Genomic DNA, 16,071 nt, shown 5'->3' on the forward strand with positions numbered 1-16,071 from the left:
CGTGCGGGGGTCACACACCGGGCGCCGCCCCGCCCGTCGCGTATACTTCCGGACCCGTGAGGATCCTCGTCACCGGCGGAGCCGGATTCATCGGGTCGGAGTACGTTCGCCTGCTGCTGGGCAAGCCCCTCGGCAGCGCGGAGAGCGTGCCGACGCTCGAGCCGGCCGTCGTGACCGTGCTGGACAAACTGACCTACTCGGGCAACCTGGCCAACCTCGAGCCCGTCCGCGACGACCCGCGACTGCGTTTCGTGCAGGGCGACATCTGCGACCCGGTGGTTGTCGACGAGGCGGTGGCCGAGCACGACGTGATCGTGCACTTCGCCGCCGAGTCACACGTCGACCGTTCCATCGCGGGCGCCGCGCCGTTCGTCACCACCAACGTGCTGGGCACCCAGACGCTGCTCGACGCGGCGCTGCGCCACGGCACCAGACGATTCGTGCACGTCTCCACCGACGAGGTCTACGGCTCGATCGACGAGGGCTCCTGGACCGAGACCTGGCCACTCGCCCCCAACTCGCCGTACTCGGCGTCCAAGGCCGGCTCCGACCTGCTCGCGCTGTCGTACCACCGCACCCACGGCATGGACGTGGTCGTCACCCGCTGCTCCAACAACTACGGCCCGTACCAGTTCCCCGAGAAGGTCATCCCGCTGTTCGTCACCAACCTGCTCGACGGTGGCACCGTCCCCCTCTACGGCGACGGCGGCAACATCCGTGACTGGCTGCACGTGCACGACCACTGCCGGGGCATCGCCCTCGTCCAGCAGAAGGGCCGTGCCGGTGAGGTCTACAACATCGGCGGCGGCACCGAGTTGACCAACAAGGAACTCACCGGCCTGCTCCTGGACGCCTGCGGCGCCGGGTGGGACCGGGTCGTCCCGGTCACCGACCGCAAGGGCCACGACCGCCGGTACTCCCTCGACATCACCAAGATCAGCGAAGAGCTCGGCTACCACCCCAGCATCACGCTCGACCAGGGCCTCGCCGACACCGTCCGCTGGTACCGGGACAACCGCAACTGGTGGGAACCCCTCAAGTCCGCGCCGACCGCATGACCCGACTCCTCGTCACCGGCGCGGGCGGGATGCTCGGCCGGGACCTGGTCGCCGTGCTGGGTGCACGACCCGACCTCAAGGTGACCGCCGCCACCCGCGCCGACCTCGACATCACCGACCCCGCTGCGGTCCGCACCGCCGTCGCCGGGCACGACCTGGTGATCAACACCGGCGCGTGGACCAACGTCGACGCCGCCGAGGCCGACGAGGCCGCGGCGACGGCCGTCAACGGCCACGCCGTGGCCAACCTGGCCGCGGCATGCGCCACCGACGGGACACGGCTGATCCAGATCTCCACCGACTACGTCCTCGCCGGCAACGCGGACACCCCGTACCCGGAGGACGCGCCCATCGCGCCGGTCAACGCCTACGGCCGCAGCAAACTGGTCGGCGAACAGGCCGTCGCGCGGCTGCTGCCCGACACCGGGTACGTCGTACGCACCGCCTGGCTCTACGGCGCGCACGGCCCGAACTTCGTGGCCACCATGCTCCGACTCGCCACCCAGCACGAACACCTCGACGTGGTCGACGACCAACACGGCCAACCCACCTGGTCGTACGCGCTCGCCGAACGGCTCGTCGCGCTCGCCGACGCGGCGCTGGCCGGTCAGGCGCCGCCCGGCGTCTACCACGGCACCTGCGCCGGGCAGACGACCTGGTACGGGTTGGCGCGCGCCGCGTTCACGCTGGCCGGACTGGACCCGGACCGGATCCGACCCACCACCAGCGACCGGTATCCACGTCCCGCACCACGGCCTGCGTACAGTGTGCTAGGGCACAACCGCTGGGCAGCCGTGGGTCTACCCCCGCTTCCAGACTGGCACAGCGCCCTGGTTGACGCGTTCCACTCCCCCGCTCCACCCGCCCCGTGGAAGGTCGCATGAAGCTCACCCTCGTCACCGGCCTGACCGGCCTGCTGCTCCTCGGCACCATCGTCGAGCTGTTGCGCCGCCGTCAGCTGCGCGAGAAGTACGGCATGCTCTGGCTCGCCGTACTGATCATTGTGATTCCGCTGTCCCTTTTCCCCCGGCTGCTCGACAACGTCGCCGAACTCCTCGGCGTCGCCTCCGGTGTCAGTCTGGTGCTCTTCCTCGGCATCGTCTTCCTGCTGTTGGTGTGCGTGCACCTGAGCTGGGAGGTCAGCGCCCTGGAAGAAGAGACCCGCACCCTGGCCGAAGACTTCGCCCTGCTCCGCGCCGAGATCGACGCGGACCGGGCAGCCCGAGACGAACTGGTGTCGACCGATGGTTAACGGCAAGCGCACATTGATCATCATCCCGGCTCTCAACGAGTCGGGCTCGATCGCCGACGTCGTCGGCGAGGTCCGCGGCGAACTGCCCGGCGTCGACGTGCTCGTCGTCGACGACGGCTCCACCGATCGCACCGCCGCCGTCGCCGCCGCCGCCGGTGCCCTGGTCGCCAAACTGCCGTACAACCTCGGCGTCGGTGGGGCCATGCGCCTCGGCTACCGCTACGCCCGTGACCACGACTACGACGTCGCCATCCAGATCGACGCCGACGGCCAGCACGACCCCCGGTACGTGCCGAAGCTCGTCGACCTGCTCGAAGACAACGACCTCGTCATCGGCGCCCGCTTCGCCGGTGAGGGCGACTACAACGTCCGCGGCCCCCGCCGCTGGGCGATGGTCATGCTCTCCGCCGTGCTGTCCCGGGTCGCCCGCACCAAGCTCACCGACACCACCTCCGGTTTCCGGGCCGCCAACCGGCGGGTCATCGAGATGTTCGCCGGCTGGTACCCGGCCGAATACCTCGGCGACACGGTGGAGACCCTGGTGCACACCGCTCGCCGCGGCTTCCGCATCCGCCAGGTGCCGGTCGCCATGCGCAAGCGGATGGCGGGCACGCCCAGCCACTCCCCCGCCAAGGCGATGGTCTACCTCGGCCGCGCGTTCGCCGTTCTCACGCTGGCGCTCATCCGCCGGTGATCCGACGGCTACTGAGCCTGGTCCCGCCCGGCACCGTCGCTGTCGGTGCCGGGCTGGCCCTTCTCGGGCTCGCCTCCTACGTTCACCTCGCCGTCGCCGGCCACAGCCTCAGCCAGGCCGACTATTCGTCCCTGTCGGTGCTCTGGTCGATCGTGTTCACCCTCGGCATCGGCGTGTTCATGCCGATCGAGCAGGAGGTCGCCCGGGTCGTCGCCGCCCGACACAGCCAGGGGCTGCCGCCCGGCCCGGTGCTGGCCCGCGGCGTCACCGTCGCCGCCGTGATGCTCGCGGTACTGGTGTTGGCCGTCACCATCGGCCGTCAGCCGCTCGCCGACAAGCTCTTCGCCGGTGACGGCAACCTGGTCACCGTGCTGATCGGCGCACTCGCCGCGATGGCCGTCGCCTACGCCACCCGTGGCGTCCTCTCCGGCCTGCAGCTGTTCCCCTGGTACGGCGCTCAACTCGGGATCGACGGCGGCCTGCGGATCATCATGGTGGCCCTGCTCGGGCTCGCCGGAGTGACGTCGCCCGTCTGGTACGGGCTCGTGCTCGTCGCCGCCCCCCTGGTCAGCGTCCTACTCACCCTGCCGCCGGTGCTGCGCGCCATCGGCGGAGGCCCGCCGGTCGGCTGGGCCACGCTGCTACGCGGCCTCGGCCTGCTCACCGCCTCCAGCCTGCTCTCCCAGGTCGTGGTGAACATCGGGGTGATCAACGTACAGCTGCTCTCCCCCTCCGACGCGGCAGCCGCCGGCGCACTGCTCTCCGCCCTCGTGCTGGTCCGCATCCCCCTGTTCGTCTTCGGCTCCCTACAGGCGTCACTGCTGCCCGGCCTGGCCACCACCGCCACCACCGGCGACCAGGCCGGCTTCCACAGCCTGCTGCGCCGGGCGCTCGGCATCGTCACCGCGCTCGGTCTCACCGGCGCCCTCGGCGCCGTGCTGCTCGGCCCATGGTTGGTCGGCACCCTCTTCGACGCACCCGGCGTTCTCGGCCACGGCGACTTCGCCTGGCTGGCGGCCGCCACGCTCGCCTACCTGTGGGCGATGGTGCTCGGTCAGGCCCTGCTCGCCCTCGACCGGCACCGCGCCCAGGCCCTCGCCTGGACCGCCGGCGTCGCCGCCCTGATCGCCGTGACGCTGATCCCGGCTCCGGTCACCCTGCGAGTCGAACTGGCGTACACCATCGGCTCCGTCATCGTGGCCGCCACCATGGCGATGCTGCTGCGCGGCGGCTTCAGCCGACCCACCACCCCCGCCCGGCCGCTCGCCGAGGCCGTTGCCCCTGCCGCATCCGGAGGCATCCGATGACCCGACCCCGGGTGAGCGCCGTCATGCTCGCCTACGGCCCGGAGCCCTACCTCGTCGACGCCGCCCAGGCGGTGCTGGCCAGCACCGACGTCGAGGTCGACCTCATCGTCGTCGACAACGGCTGCACCGGCGACGGCATCGACATCGTCAAGGGCCTGCCCGGGGTACGGGTGATCCGACCGGAGGAGAACACCGGCTACTCCGGCGGCTGCCGGGTCGGCGCCGCCGAAGCCACCGGTGACTGGCTCGCGTTCGTCAACTCCGATGCCGTCGTCGCACCCGACGCCCTGGCCAAGACCACCGCCGTGGCCGCCGAAGCGGGCGTAGGCGCGGCCATGGCGTCCATCCGGTTGGCCGACACCCCCGAGCTGATCAACACCAGCGGTAACCCACTGCACTTCACCGGCCTCTCCTGGGCCGGCGGCAACGGCGAACCGGCCAGCAACCACGCCGAGCGGCGGGTCGTTCCCTCCCTCAGCGGCTGCTGCTTCGTGATCAGCCGGCAGCTCTGGCGCGAACTCGACGGCTTCGCCGCCGAATACTTCGCCTACCACGAGGACACCGAACTCAGCCTGCGACTGTGGCAGCGCGGACTACGACTGGAGTACGTGCCGGACGCCGTCGTGCGCCACCACTACGAGTTCTCCCGCAACGCCCTGAAGCTCTACCTGGTCGAGCGGAACCGACTGGTCACCCTGCTCACCGCCTACGAGGCGCGGACACTCGTGGTGCTCGCCCCGGCGCTGCTGCTCACCGAGGCCGCCATGCTCACCGCCGCGGTCGCCGGCGGCTGGTCCCGGCAGAAGCTGCGGGGTTGGGGCTGGTTGTGGCGCAACCGCGACTGGGTTCGCGGCCGTCGACGGCAGCTACAGGCTGAACGCCGGGTGCCGGACGGGGTCATCGCGAAGCTGATGACCGGTCGGGTCACGCCCTCCGGTGTGCCGACCACACCTGGCCTGGGAGCGTTCAACGCCGTCGCCGGCGGTTACTGGGCCCTGGCCCGGCCCCTGCTGCGCCGAGGATGACCGCTGGTGCCGGTCCCGAACACGGGCCCGGCACCAGCGGGCGAAACCCTAGCGCTCGCCGCCCTCCGCGGGCCGGTCCTCCAGGTCCGCGGAGCCGGCCGACGACGTCGGCTTGTGCCCCTCCGTGGTCGGCACGACCGGCTCGGCGGGACCGCCCGCCGCATCCGCCGCCTGCCCCTCGGCCGCCGCATCCCCGTCCAACAGAGCCGTCAGCGCGGCACCGGTGATCCGCCGGAACGTCCGTCCGATCCGCTGACGGTCCAGGACCGCCACCTCGAGCTGGTTCGCGGCGATCGTCCTGGCCGCACCGCCCTCACCACCGACCGTGCTCAACGCCTGCACCGCCACCCTGACCGCCTCGCCCAGGGACATGTCCGCCCGATGCTGCGACTTCAACACACCGGTGATCGCCTCGGCCTGACCACCCATGGCCATCCGCCCCGGCTCGTCGTTCACCGAACCGTCATAGGTCAGCCGGTACAGCTCGTCCGCCTCCGGGGTGGCACCGACCTCCGCCACGCAGATCTCCACCTCGAACGGCTTCGACTGCTCGGTGAAGATGGCACCCAGGGTCTGCGCGAACGCGTTGGCCAGGGCCCGACCAGTGACGTCACGCCGGTCGTAGCTGAGCCCGTTCAGGTCGGCCATCCGGACACCGGCGCGGCGCAGGTTCTCGAACTCGTTGTACCGACCGACCGCGGCGAACCCGATCCGGTCGTAGATCTCGCTGACCTTGTGCAGGGCGCTGGAAAGGTTCTCCGCGACGAAGAGGACCCCGCCGGAGTAGCTGAGGACCACAGCGCTGCGGCCCCGAGCGATGCCCTTGCGGGCCAACTCGGAGCGGTCGCGCATGATCTGTTCGGGAGAGGCGTAGAACTGCATGGCCACGTCGGCGGTTCTCCTTACGGCGCTGTGCTGACGACTGCTGACTGGTGAGGTGCGGGACTCAACCGCCCGGGTTCTCCATCCGGCCGGCAACCACACCCTCGGCGATCGCCGCCGTCTCGGTGTCGGTCAACCGGCGGGTGCCCTCGGCGGTCGCGGTCATCACCACGGGGTAGATCCGGCGGGTCAGATCCGGCCCACCGGTCGCGGTGTCGTCGTCGGCGGCGTCGTAGAGCGCCTCGACCGCCAGCCGCGTCGCGTCCTCGACGGACAACCCGGCCCGGAACCGCTTCTTCAAGGCGGACTTCGCGAACAGCGACCCGGACCCGATCGCGTCGTAGCCGGTCTCCTCGTACGGCCCACCGGTCACGTCGAAGCTGAAGATCCGACCGGCGCGCGCCGGGTCGGCGGCGGCCAGGTCGAACCCGGCGAAGAGCGGCACCACTGCCAACCCCTGCATGGCCGCACCCAGATTGCCCCGGATCATCGAGGCCAACCGGTTGGCCTTACCGTCCAACGAGAGCATCGCGCCCTCGATCTTCTCGTAGTGCTCCAGCTCCACCTGGAACAGTCGCATCAGCTCGATGCCGATACCGGCGGTGCCCGCGATGCCGACCAGCGAATACGCGTCGGCGGGGTGCACCTTCTCGATGTCGCGCTGAGCGATCAGGTTGCCCATGGTGGCCCGTCGGTCGCCCGCCATCACCACACCCTCGGCGGCCGCGATGGCCACGATGGTGGTCGCGTGCGGCGCCAGGTCGGCGGCCATGCCCGGCGGCAGCGGTCGCCGACCGGGCAACATCTCGGGGGCCACCCGACTCAGAAACGTCGTGAAGGAGGACGTCCCCGCGTTGGTGAACACATCTGGAAGACGCCCGGATGGATCAAAGCCCGCTGCCACGTGGTTCCTCTCAGGTACGTGATCGCCCTGGCCAGCCTCATGGGACTGTCACGGAACTGGCCAAGACCACCGTTGCAGTTGAAGCAGAGTATCCCGCGCACCCATCCGGTGCGATGATCGTGGTCCAGATGTTGCGGGTCGGCACCGCCACAGATCGCGCAGACCTCGCCCTGCTCGGCCAGGAGCTCCTGAAACTCCTTCTCACCCACGCCGTACCGCCGCCGCAGGTGGTACTCGCGAGTCCCGCCGTGCAGGCGAAGCATGCTCTCCTTGCCCTTCGCGTTGTGGCAAGGCTTGCAGTATCGGCCGTAACCTCCACGGCCGGAGCGGTTCCGCGGAAAGTCATCGAGGGGCTTTGTGGCACCGCAGTCGGGGCATCGCCGGTGGCCCGCTGGCACCAACGGTAGTTGACGCACGCCCCTACCCTGCTGTTCCTTCAGGCGCTTGGCGTAGCCCGCCTTCGATCGCATGTTGAAGCAGGGCTTGCAATAGCTGCCGCGACCGTCGGGTCGTCTGCTATTGGCACAAAATTGATCAAGGGGCAGCCACTCGCCGCAGTCGCGGCAGCGGCGGTGGCCATCCCGGTCATCCAGAGGACGAGGCATGTCCGTTTAGCGTCCTTATGCCCTACTCACCCCCTTTTTGCACATAGCCCCTCACAAATTCCTCTGCATTCTCTTCGAGGACGGAGTCGATCTCGTCGAGGAGGTCGTCGACGTCCTCGGTGATTTCGGCGTGCCGCTCGGCCACCTCGGGGTTCGCCTCGGTGGTGACGTCCTCGATTTCCTCGCCCTGACGGGACTTGCCGGACTGCGACTGGCCGCCGCTGTCATGAGTGGCCATGGCTGTCTCCTCCACGATCGTCTGAGAAGAAATCTACCCCGTGCAGACGACAGAAAGCCCTCACGTCCGCCGTGTTCGGGTCGGGGGCCTTCAATTGCTGTGGAGCGGTCAGCTCCGAGGAGACGAGGCGTCTGCCGGTGCCGGGCCCGGCACCGGCACCGGGACCCGCTCCGGCTCACGCTGCTCCTCCCCCGACGCCTCCGCCGGAGGTGCCCCGCGCCGCAGGCGGGGTGTCCAGTCCTTGAACCGCAACGCCTGCTTCTCCACCAGATGCCAGGACAGAAACGCCAGGACGACGGTGAAGGCCATGACCACCGCGAAGTAGCCGACGAACCCCCAGGCAGCCGCCCCCAGCCAGGCCAGCATCTGCTGCACGACGAAGGAGTAGATGTAGATGCCGTACGAGTAGTCGTTCTTCTGGCCCACGCGGTGCAGCAGCCGTGGCAACCGGACCGCGAGGTAGAGGATGGCGTACTCGTAGGCGAGCAACGCCGGGCCGAACAGGTGGCCCTCCAGGGTCTGCCAGCCGGTCACCACGATGGCGAGCACGCCCAGGACGTCGCTGATGGGCAGCTTGTCGCTGTAGAGGTCCGCTACGGCACCCACCAGGAACATGAAGCCGAACCGCAGGAACCAGATCTTGCTGAGTGTGCCGAGCAGCGGCAACGTGCCGACGGAGCCGCTGGTGAAGTATGTCGATCCGCCGAAGCGCAGCGCCTCGTACTGGTTCCACAGCAGCAGACCGAAGACGAGAACGGCGGCCGCGAGCACCAGCCACCGGGCCCGACGCAGCACCGCCACCACAGCCAGCGAAGCCACGATCAGGTAGCAGAAGATCTCGTAGCTGAGCGTCCAGAGTGAGCCGTCGAGAACGCTCTTACGCACCAGGTCGCCGTACGGCGTGTCCCGGAAGACGTCCATGATCCCCTGTTGGCGGTAGCCACCCCACCAGTTCGCCTGCAGGAAGTTGACCACGCCGGCCGGGTGTCGCCACAGGCCGTCCAGATTGCCGCGATCGGCGTACCAGACGATCGGGGCCACCACGAAGCCGATGAACAGCAGACACACCCAGAGGCCCGGCCAGATCCGCAGGGCACGGTGCCACAGGTAGCGGGGCAGGCTGGCCCTCCGGGCGCTGCGGGTGATGAGGAAGCCGGAGATGCCGAAGAAGCCGGCCACCCCCAGACCGGCCACGTCGACGACCTCGGTCAACGGTCGGGCGTACCCGATCACCGCGGTGTGCGCGAGGACGACCGCGACGGCGAAGCAGAGCCGCAGGAAGCCGAAGCTGTTGGCACGCCCGGCGTACGCGTTCGACAGCGGTACAACGGTCATCGCACGCAGGCCAACCTGCCGGGCTGAGGGGAGCATCGCATCACCGTGTGGGTCGACGGATCGGGGGACGGCCTAGCATGCCACAGAGCGATTCCCGGCGGAGGCACCGGATCTCAGCCCCCGGTCAACGTCTCCAACAGGTCCTTGGCGCTGGCGCACCGATCGAACAACGCCCCAACGTGGGCGCGGGTGCCCCGCTCGGGTTCCATCATCGGCACCCGGACCAACGACTCCCGGCCCACGTCGAAGATCACCGAGTCCCAGCTCGCGGCGACCACCTCGGAGGCGTACTGGGCGAGGCAGCGACCGCGGAAGTAAGCCCGGGTGTCCTCCGGTGGCTCGGTCATCGCGCTGCGCGTCTCGTCGTCGGTGAGCAGCGTCTTCATCGCCCCCCGGCTGACCAGGCGGTGGTAGAGACCCTTCTCCGGCCGGACGTCGGAATATTGGAGGTCGACGAGCTGGAGCTTGTGCGAGCCCCAACCGAGCTTCTCCCGCTCCCGGTAGCCCTCCAGCAGTCGCAGCTTGGCCACCCAGTCCAACTCGTCGGCGCAGAGCATCGGATCCCGGCCGAGCCGGTCCAGGACGCTCTCCCAGCGGTCGAGCACGTCGATGGTCTGCTCGTCGGCGTCGGTGCCGTACCGGTCGTCGACAAAGGACCGGACCCGCTCCAGGTACGCCCATTGCAGGTCGAGGGCGGTGAGCCGGCGGCCGTCGCGCAGTCGCATGCGGTGCGTCAGGGCGGGGTCGTGGCTGACGGCGCGCAGTTCGCTGACCGGGTCGGCGATGCCGAGGTCGGCGCCGAGGGCCTTCTCCTCGATCATGCTGAGGATCAGCGCGGTGGTGCCGACCTTGAGGTAGGTGGAGATCTCGGAGAGGTTGGCGTCGCCGATGATGACGTGCAGCCGGCGGTACTTGTCGGCGTCGGCGTGCGGCTCGTCCCGGGTGTTGATGATCGGCCGTTTGAGGGTGGTCTCCAGGCCGACCTCGACCTCGAAGAAGTCGGCACGCTGGGAGATCTGGAAGCCGCTCTGGCCGCCGTCCTGGCCGATGCCGACCCGACCGGCGCCGCAGACGATCTGCCGGGTGACGAAGAACGGCGTCAGGTACGCCACGATGTCGGCGAACGGCGTCTGCCGGCGCATCAGGTAGTTCTCGTGGGCACCGTAGCTGGCGCCCTTGTTGTCGGTGTTGTTCTTGTAGAGGTGGATCGGCTGGGTGCCCGGGATGGTGGCGGCCCGGCGGGACGCCTCGGCCATCACCCGCTCGCCGGCCTTGTCCCAGCGCACGATGTCCCTGGGAGTGGTGACCTCGGGGGTGGAGTATTCGGGGTGAGCGTGGTCCACGTAGAGCCGTGCGCCGTTGGTGAGTATCACGTTGGCCAGGCCCAGGTCCTCGTCCGCGAGGGCCTCGGCGGGGTCGTACGCGGCACCGGAGTAGGTGAAGCCGCGGGCGTCGCGCAGCGGCGACTCTTCCTCGTAGTCCCACCGGGCCCGGCCGCCCCGGTTGAGTTCCGGGCGTGCCCCGTAGGCGTTGACCACCTGCGATGAGGTGACCATCGGGTTGGCTCCGGCCTGCCCGGGCACGGAGATGCCGTACTCGACCTCGGTGCCCATGATCCGTCTTACGCTCATCGACCTACCCGCTTCGCTCGCCCGACCCGGTCCACCGTCAGGTCGAGCGTAGTCCGCCCTGAGCACCTGCACTCTGTAGGTGAGTGCCGGCGGGCCGCAACAGTTCGCTGGATTCGGTGTCGGAATGCTCAGCGGGCGGCGTCAGGTCGTCGGTCGCGGCGGAGCCGGTGGTCCAGACGAGCCACCCGAACAGCACCAGGCCGACGATTGCGCTCAGCAGCGGGATCACCGAGCCGACCACCGGGTGCCAGTCGCCGCCAAGGGGGTTGAGGCTGCTCAGCCCGATGTTGGCGGGCAGGCCGTTCTGCCAGCGGACCATCGTGTACGCCAGGCAGAACAGCTGGATCGGCAGGAGGAGCAGGACGGCGAGTCGGGTGAACGAGCGGGCCCGGGCGACCTCGAAGCCGCGTTGTTCGGCGATCCACGCGGCGTAGAGCAGAACGCCGACCAGCATGGGCAGCATGTAGCGGCCCTGGGTGACGAAGCCGCTCTCGTTGACCAGGGCGATCTGCATGAGGGAGGGGACGGCCACGCCGCCGCCGAGCAGCACGAGCAGGCGCCACCGGTCGAGCGTGCTGCCCCAGACGACCCCGATGAGCAGCAGCGCTCCGGCGACGAGCTGCCAGATCAGGTAGGGCGGGGCGGGCATCCGGGTGTCCAGCCAGGAGGTGACCCCGACGATCTGGTCGAGGTATCCCCGCCACCGGTCGGCCTCGCGCAGGGCCGCCTGCCCGTAGGTGAGCCGGTCGGCGGAGTAGTTGCCGAGGTCGGAGGTCTGCTGGCGGACGGACCAGGCGAGCACGGCGAGGGTGGACAGGACGATGCCACCTGCCCAGAGCTGCGCGGCCCGGTCCCGCAGCAGGCCGAGGAGGTTGCCGCGGCGCAGCGGGAAGGCGAACGCGATGAACGCGGTCGCCAGCCACAGCGGACCGGTCTGGCGCAGCACCGCGAGGAGCAGCGCGCTGATCCCGACGAGGACGATGAGGCCGCGCCGTGGGCCGGGTGGGCCGAGGAGCAGGGGGATGACCGCGCTGAAGAAGGCGATGCCGGCGGCGATCTCCAGGCCGTTCGGGTTGACCGCGCTGGCCATGTGCACGGCCATCGGGGTGGTGACGACGAGCAGGGCGCCCATCATGAGGCCGCGGCGGGACCGGTTGCGGATCACGACGTACGCGCAGGCGAGCAGCGCGGCGGAGCACAGGGCGCTGATCATGCGGGCGAGCAGGACGCCGGACCAGCCGGGCCAGAGCACCGTCGGTGCGCCGACGAGGGCGTAGTAGGCGGGGAAGTAACGACCGGCCCCGGTGCCGGCGCGGGTCGGTGTGTCGTCGCTGCCGGGGGGCTGGGCGCAGGCCGCCGAGACTTCCTTCTTGAACTGCCAGCACTGCTCGCGGACGAGACCACCGGGAACGGTCTGGAAGGCGCCGGTGCCCTTCTTCGCGTCGGCGGGCGGGGGCGCGATCTGCCCGGCGGCGACGCCGGCCGCTCGGACGATGTGCTCCCGCTCGTCCGGGGTGCCGTCGTAGGGGGCGGCCATCGACCAGGCGAAGATGATCAGAAAGAATGCGGCGAAGGCGAGGGCCCAGTGTCGTCGGCCTGTGCTGATGGTGGCCGCCGGGCTTCCGCTGGTGGCCGGCAACGTCACTCTTCCGGGATCAGGCACGTCAACCTCGCGGCTCGCGCGGGCAGGCCCCGCTGGGTAGATGGACAGACGATAGACTCCCTCGTCGTCCTCACCGCTCCGGGTCCCCCCTTGGAGAACTCTTTGCTGTCACCTGTTGCCGAGTCCGTCCGCCACCTGTCCCGACACAGCGCTGTGCGGTTTCTGGTCGTCGGGGGTCTGAGCGTTGCCGTGGACACGGGATCACTCTTCGTGTACCACGGAGTTCTCCGGATCGTCCTGCCGGTTGCGGCCGGGATGTCGTTCCTGACCTCGTTCTGGGTCAACTTCGGGCTGAACCGGGCGTGGTCGTTCGGCTCGTCCGCCCAGATGGTGCCGCAGGTGGGGCGCTACTTCGCGCTGGTCCTCGCGAACCTGACCGCCAACGTGGTGCTGGTGTCCGCGTTGACCTGGGCGGGCACGCCGTACCTGCTGGCGAAGCTCTTGGTGACGGCGTCGCTGTCGGCGGCGAACTACGTGGTGTCGAAGCGGTGGATCTTCGCTGCCTGACCGACGCCCTGGAATACCCGCAGCGAGGGTGCCCACCTGATGGTGGGCACCCTCGCTGCTGGGGTCAGAGGTACTGGCCGGTGTTGCTGGCGGTCTCGATGGACCGGCCGGCCTCGGCGCCCTTGCCGCCGGAGACGAGCGTGCGGATGTAGACGATCCGCTCGCCCTTCTTGCCGGAGATGCGCGCCCAGTCGTCGGGGTTGGTGGTGTTGGGGAGGTCTTCGTTCTCGCGGAACTCGTCGACGCAGGCGTCGAGCAGGTGCTGAAGGCGCAGCCCCTTGCGACCCGAGGTGAGGAACTCCTTGATGGCCATCTTCTTGCTCCGGTCGACGATGTTCTGGATCATCGCGCCGGAGTTGAAGTCCTTGAAGTAGAGAACTTCCTTGTCACCGTTGGCGTAGGTGACCTCGAGGAATCGGTTCTCCTCGGTTTCTGAGTACATCCGCAGCACCACGGCGTCGATCATCGCCGCGACGGTGGCCTGGGGGTCGGTGCCGTGTTCGGCCAGGTCGTCCGGGTGCAGGGGCAGCCCGGAGAGGATGTACTTGGAGAAGATGTCCTTGGCCGCCTCGGCGTCCGGTCGCTCGATCTTGATCTTCACGTCGAGGCGACCGGGGCGCAGGATCGCCGGGTCGATCATGTCTTCCCGGTTGGAGGCGCCGATGACGATGACGTTCTCCAGCCCCTCCACGCCGTCGATCTCGCTGAGCAGCTGCGGAACGATGGTGTTCTCCACGTCGGAGGAGACACCGGAGCCACGGGTTCGGAAGATCGAGTCCATCTCGTCGAAGAACACGATCACCGGCGTGCCCTCGCCGGCCTTCTCCCGGGCGCGCTGGAAGATCAGCCGGATGTGCCGCTCGGTCTCACCGACGTACTTGTTGAGCAGCTCCGGGCCCTTGATGTTGAGGAAGAAGCTGGTGTGCTTCTCCTTGCCCTGCCGCTCGGCGATCTTCTTGGCCAGCGAGTTGGCCACCGCCTTGGCGATGAGCGTCTTGCCACAGCCGGGTGGGCCGTAGAGCAGGATGCCCTTGGGCGGGCGGAGCTGGTGCTCACGGAACAGGTCCGCGTGCAGGAACGGCAACTCCACCGCGTCGCGGATCTGCTCGATCTGCGACTGGAGGCCACCGATGTCGCCGTAGTCGACGTCGGGCACCTCCTCCAGGACCAGCTCCTCGACCTCGCTCTTCGGGATCCGCTCGTACGCGTACGCCGAACGGGGCTCGATCATGAGCGAGTCGCCGGCCCGGATCGCCGAGCCGATGAGCGTCTCGGCGAGGTGCACGATGCGCTCCTCGTCGGAGTGGGAGACCACCAGCGCCCGGTCGCCCGGCCCGCCGTTCGGCCCCTCCAGGATCTCCTTGAGCATCACCACTTCGCCAACCCGCTCGTAACCGAACGCGTCGACGATGTTGAGCGCGTCGTTGAGCAGGACCTCCTGGCCGCGCCGCAGGTCACCCACATCGAGCGAGGGCGAGACCGCGACCCGTAGTTTGCGGCCACCGGTGAAGACGTCCACCGTGCCGTCCTCGTGCTTGGCCAGGAAGACTCCGTAACCGCTCGGCGGTTGCGCGAGCCGGTCGATCTCCTCCTTGAGCGTCACGATCTGCGTGCGAGCTTCCTTGAGGGTGCTCACCAGCCGGTCGTTGTTCTCGGTCAGCCGCGCCAACTGTGCCTGGGTGGCCGCCAGCCGCTCTTCGAGCTGCCGGACGTGTCGGGGGCTTTCGGTCAACTTGCGCCGCACCAGGGCGAGTTCCTCTTGCAGGAACGCGACCTGCGTGGAGAGATCGTGGGCTTCCTTCTCCCACCGTGCGGCGCGCGAGTCCGCGTCGTCGCTACGTGCTGCCACGTCCCACCTCCCCGGGGGGCTTGAACGTTCTGCCCTAACACTAGCCGCTATGAGGCCGATTCGGTCCCACGCAACACCCTCGTCACCGAACCTTGATCGCCAAGGGTGGCCTGACGGGCCGTTACCGGCGTTCGGGTACCGTCGGGGCGTGGCACGGGAGAACATGGGGGGTGCACAGGTGGCCGAGGTCGCGACCGACGAATTGCAGGTCTGGGTCGACCAGGACCTCTGCACGGGCGACGGGCTCTGCGTGCAGTACGCGCCGGAGGTGTTCGAGTTCGACATCGACGGCCTGGCCTACGTCAAGGGCGTCGACGGTGAGCTGCGGATGGCACCGGGCAGCCGGGTCGACGTCCCCGCGCACCTGCGACTCGAGGTGATCGACTCCGCGAAGGAGTGCCCGGGCGACTGCATCCACGTGGTGCGCGGCGACGGTGTCGAGGTCGCCGGCCCGGACGCCGAGGACGACTGACCCACCGGCCGGGCCGCGCGGCCCGGCCGGTAAGAACGGGGTACGCCTCAGAGCATCGGACGGCCGACCACCGAGGCGACCAACCGCGCGAACTCCTCCAACCGGGCGATCTGCCCGGCGCCGCCGTCGTCGAGGGTCTTGCCGAAGCGCAACGCGTCGTGCCGGGGCGTACCGGGAATCTCCTCACTCGGCGGCGCCTCGTCCAACGAGGTGAGCAGCAGGTAGACGTCGATGCTGTCGACCCGGATCTCGCCGCTCTCGGCACGGTTGAGTCGCCGCCGGCAGCCCACCTCGGTGACGGTGGAGACCGGCACCACCCGCAGCGACGAGGTCATCGAGCCCGGAGGGCCCTCCTCCGGCGGTACGTCCTCGCCGTGCCAGAGGATGAGCCGGCTGCCGTCGCAGACCACGACCTCCTGCCACACCCCGTTGACCTCGTTGACGAAGCGTTCCAGGGTGAAGCCGAGCACCGACGCGCCGCGCAGCACGCCGCCGAGCGCCTCCAGGGCGACGTCCGGGTCGCGCAGGTAGGCCCGCGCCGCCGACTCCAGGTCCTGGTAGGGCGACCAGTCGGGAAAGACCGCGGGGAGGTCTCCACCGCCGTAGCCCGGTCGGCTCATGCCAGCGTCTCCCCCTGCTCGGCGCTGCC

At 69.4% G+C, this 16,071-nt stretch carries 17 protein-coding genes; 8 read left to right on the forward strand and 9 right to left on the reverse strand.

Annotation, left to right across the window (positions count from 1 at the left end):
* The first annotated feature begins 56 nt into the window (after positions 1–56).
* From rfbB to ACGF3C_RS31850, 6 genes are read left to right on the forward strand one after another with little or no spacing between them, the layout of a single operon-like run.
* Positions 57–1,058, forward strand: coding sequence for a dTDP-glucose 4,6-dehydratase (rfbB, locus tag ACGF3C_RS31825; RefSeq protein WP_357230858.1), 1,002 nt, complete (start codon positions 57–59; stop codon positions 1,056–1,058).
* Positions 1,055–1,942 (forward strand): dTDP-4-dehydrorhamnose reductase, encoded by an 888-nt coding sequence (gene rfbD, locus ACGF3C_RS31830; protein WP_393227418.1) that lies wholly within the window; start codon positions 1,055–1,057, stop codon positions 1,940–1,942. Before rfbB ends, rfbD begins: the two co-directional genes overlap by 4 nt.
* Positions 1,939–2,310: a DUF2304 domain-containing protein gene (locus tag ACGF3C_RS31835; protein WP_112587313.1), complete on the forward strand. Its 372-nt coding sequence runs from the start codon at positions 1,939–1,941 to the stop codon at positions 2,308–2,310. Before rfbD ends, ACGF3C_RS31835 begins: the two co-directional genes overlap by 4 nt.
* On the forward strand, positions 2,303–3,004 hold the full coding sequence (locus ACGF3C_RS31840; protein WP_357230864.1) for a glycosyltransferase family 2 protein: 702 nt from the start codon (positions 2,303–2,305) through the stop codon (positions 3,002–3,004). Before ACGF3C_RS31835 ends, ACGF3C_RS31840 begins: the two co-directional genes overlap by 8 nt.
* On the forward strand, positions 3,001–4,311 hold the full coding sequence (locus ACGF3C_RS31845; protein WP_393227421.1) for a lipopolysaccharide biosynthesis protein: 1,311 nt from the start codon (positions 3,001–3,003) through the stop codon (positions 4,309–4,311). The genes ACGF3C_RS31840 and ACGF3C_RS31845 overlap by 4 nt, the downstream gene beginning before the upstream one ends.
* Positions 4,308–5,336, forward strand: a complete 1,029-nt coding sequence (locus ACGF3C_RS31850) for a glycosyltransferase family 2 protein (protein WP_393227423.1) — start codon at positions 4,308–4,310, stop codon at positions 5,334–5,336. The genes ACGF3C_RS31845 and ACGF3C_RS31850 overlap by 4 nt, the downstream gene beginning before the upstream one ends.
* 48 nt (positions 5,337–5,384) lie before the next feature.
* On the opposite strand, the gene prcA is transcribed toward ACGF3C_RS31850, so the two are convergent.
* The 7 genes from prcA to ACGF3C_RS31885 all read right to left on the reverse strand — a co-directional run bounded on the left by prcA (position 5,385) and on the right by ACGF3C_RS31885 (position 12,594).
* Positions 5,385–6,224 carry a proteasome subunit alpha gene (prcA, locus tag ACGF3C_RS31855; protein WP_112587322.1) on the reverse strand — a complete coding sequence of 280 codons (840 nt, stop codon included), beginning with the start codon at positions 6,222–6,224 and terminating at the stop codon, positions 5,385–5,387.
* A gap of 58 nt (positions 6,225–6,282) precedes the next feature.
* Complete coding sequence (gene prcB / locus ACGF3C_RS31860; RefSeq protein ID WP_181518379.1) at positions 6,283–7,122, reverse strand: proteasome subunit beta; 840 nt, start codon at positions 7,120–7,122, stop codon at positions 6,283–6,285.
* Positions 7,041–7,727, reverse strand: coding sequence for an endonuclease VII domain-containing protein (locus ACGF3C_RS31865; RefSeq protein WP_393227425.1), 687 nt, complete (start codon positions 7,725–7,727; stop codon positions 7,041–7,043). Before ACGF3C_RS31865 ends, prcB begins: the two co-directional genes overlap by 82 nt.
* Positions 7,728–7,749: 22 nt before the next feature.
* Positions 7,750–7,965: a ubiquitin-like protein Pup gene (locus tag ACGF3C_RS31870; protein WP_088948111.1), complete on the reverse strand. Its 216-nt coding sequence runs from the start codon at positions 7,963–7,965 to the stop codon at positions 7,750–7,752.
* 108 nt (positions 7,966–8,073) lie between these two features.
* A complete protein-coding gene (locus ACGF3C_RS31875) occupies positions 8,074–9,300 on the reverse strand; it encodes an acyltransferase family protein (protein ID WP_393227427.1) in 1,227 nt (408 codons plus the stop codon).
* Positions 9,301–9,413: 113 nt separating this feature from the next.
* Entirely contained in the window at positions 9,414–10,931 is a 1,518-nt protein-coding gene (gene dop, locus ACGF3C_RS31880) for a depupylase/deamidase Dop (RefSeq protein WP_393227428.1), read from the reverse strand.
* A gap of 37 nt (positions 10,932–10,968) precedes the next feature.
* A complete protein-coding gene (locus tag ACGF3C_RS31885; protein WP_393227430.1) occupies positions 10,969–12,594 on the reverse strand; it encodes a DUF2142 domain-containing protein in 1,626 nt (541 codons plus the stop codon).
* Between the two features lie 153 nt (positions 12,595–12,747).
* Between ACGF3C_RS31885 and ACGF3C_RS31890 the strand changes: the two genes are divergently transcribed.
* Positions 12,748–13,101 carry a GtrA family protein gene (locus ACGF3C_RS31890; RefSeq protein ID WP_266305161.1) on the forward strand — a complete coding sequence of 118 codons (354 nt, stop codon included), beginning with the start codon at positions 12,748–12,750 and terminating at the stop codon, positions 13,099–13,101.
* A 64-nt stretch (positions 13,102–13,165) separates the two neighbouring features.
* On the opposite strand, the gene arc is transcribed toward ACGF3C_RS31890, so the two are convergent.
* The gene (gene arc / locus ACGF3C_RS31895; protein ID WP_030332887.1) at positions 13,166–14,950 is read right to left on the reverse strand and encodes a proteasome ATPase; all 1,785 of its coding nucleotides are present in this window, start codon (positions 14,948–14,950) and stop codon (positions 13,166–13,168) included.
* 178 nt (positions 14,951–15,128) lie between these two features.
* On the opposite strand from arc, the gene ACGF3C_RS31900 reads away from it, so the two are divergent.
* Positions 15,129–15,422: a ferredoxin gene (locus tag ACGF3C_RS31900; protein ID WP_266242041.1), complete on the forward strand. Its 294-nt coding sequence runs from the start codon at positions 15,129–15,131 to the stop codon at positions 15,420–15,422.
* 47 nt (positions 15,423–15,469) lie between these two features.
* On the opposite strand, the gene ACGF3C_RS31905 is transcribed toward ACGF3C_RS31900, so the two are convergent.
* Positions 15,470–16,042: a hypothetical protein gene (locus tag ACGF3C_RS31905; RefSeq protein WP_357223804.1), complete on the reverse strand. Its 573-nt coding sequence runs from the start codon at positions 16,040–16,042 to the stop codon at positions 15,470–15,472.
* Positions 16,043–16,071: the final 29 nt, after the last annotated feature.

It is taken from the genome of Micromonospora sp. NPDC047762 (assembly GCF_043204655.1).
In the GTDB taxonomy this organism is placed as follows: domain Bacteria; phylum Actinomycetota; class Actinomycetes; order Mycobacteriales; family Micromonosporaceae; genus Micromonospora.

What these genes read in the sequence shown, in the direction of transcription:
- rfbD (WP_393227418.1), top strand. Translation starts at nt 1,055, where the DNA reads ATGACCCGACTCCTCGTCACCGGCGCGGGCGGGATGCTCGGCCGGGAC.
- ACGF3C_RS31835 (WP_112587313.1), top strand. Translation starts at nt 1,939, where the DNA reads ATGAAGCTCACCCTCGTCACCGGCCTGACCGGCCTGCTGCTCCTCGGC.
- ACGF3C_RS31840 (WP_357230864.1), top strand. Translation starts at nt 2,303, where the DNA reads ATGGTTAACGGCAAGCGCACATTGATCATCATCCCGGCTCTCAACGAG.
- ACGF3C_RS31850 (WP_393227423.1), top strand. Translation starts at nt 4,308, where the DNA reads ATGACCCGACCCCGGGTGAGCGCCGTCATGCTCGCCTACGGCCCGGAG.
- ACGF3C_RS31865 (WP_393227425.1), bottom strand. Translation starts at nt 7,727, where the DNA reads ATGCCTCGTCCTCTGGATGACCGGGATGGCCACCGCCGCTGCCGCGAC.
- ACGF3C_RS31870 (WP_088948111.1), bottom strand. Translation starts at nt 7,965, where the DNA reads ATGGCCACTCATGACAGCGGCGGCCAGTCGCAGTCCGGCAAGTCCCGT.
- ACGF3C_RS31875 (WP_393227427.1), bottom strand. Translation starts at nt 9,300, where the DNA reads ATGACCGTTGTACCGCTGTCGAACGCGTACGCCGGGCGTGCCAACAGC.
- dop (WP_393227428.1), bottom strand. Translation starts at nt 10,931, where the DNA reads ATGAGCGTAAGACGGATCATGGGCACCGAGGTCGAGTACGGCATCTCC.
- ACGF3C_RS31905 (WP_357223804.1), bottom strand. Translation starts at nt 16,042, where the DNA reads ATGAGCCGACCGGGCTACGGCGGTGGAGACCTCCCCGCGGTCTTTCCC.